This is a genomic window from Vibrio sp. 970 (genome assembly GCF_033339075.1).
In genome coordinates, this window is record NZ_JAWOTW010000231.1 from 1 (window position 1) to 768 (window position 768).

At 45.7% G+C, this 768-nt stretch carries 1 protein-coding gene and 1 pseudogene; one reads left to right on the forward strand and one right to left on the reverse strand.

Translation table 11 applies throughout. The features are described from left to right. A pseudogene (locus R7Q11_RS25865) lies at positions 1–204 on the forward strand (ATP-dependent protease); the annotation flags it as partial. A gap of 56 nt (positions 205–260) precedes the next feature. On the opposite strand, the gene R7Q11_RS25870 reads toward R7Q11_RS25865, so the two are convergent. Further along, on the reverse strand, positions 261–768 hold a 508-nt coding region (locus R7Q11_RS25870), incomplete at its 5' end, for a DUF2860 family protein (protein WP_225466962.1).

Below are 768 nucleotides of genomic sequence, written 5' to 3' on the forward strand. Positions count from 1 at the left end.
CAAAAAAGCGATGCGGAATTTCTCGAAACTGCACTCCATCGGCTGGGATTATCGATTCGTGCCTATCATCGCATCATTAAAGTGGCTCGCACGATAGCGGATTTAGAAGGTGCTGAGCAGATTGAGCGTTCTCATTTGGCGGAAGCGCTCGGGTATCGCGCGATGGACCGATTGCTGAAACAACTCACGGCTCAAGCCGTGTAGTGGTCATTTGAGAGGAGCTCGCGGCGAGTATTCACATGTTCGCCGCGAGAACCATGTTAGAAGCTGTAGTTAAAGCCTAACGACAAAAGGTATTCATTTTCGTCATAAAAGGTGATGTTTGAATCGGTTTGGCTATAACCCGCGAAGGAAATGAACGACCAGTTTTGCCAATCAAACACGTTTTGGTATTCGTAAGCGGCAAACAAGCTCAAGGTGTCATCACTGCGCGTTTTCGCAAAAGTTTGGCTAGCCGATTGATAATCTTTGAGTGCATAGCCTGCGGTTAAGGCTAAACGATGACGGTTGATGAACTTAAACCAACTTACGTCAAAGGCATAAGAGTCATACGATTCTGCTTTTCCATCCGCATCTTGGTTGATGTAGGTGAACGCGGGTTGCAGTAGCGATGTTTGGTCTAGTGAAATACGATATTCGCCTTTGACGTAATAAATATTGGCATAACGCGCGAGTGAACGGTCGGTGTCTTCGTCTTGTTCGACATTTTTATCGGCATAGGCTAACTCTCGGGCGAAGTTTCTATTTACAAACCATTTCATTTCAAAT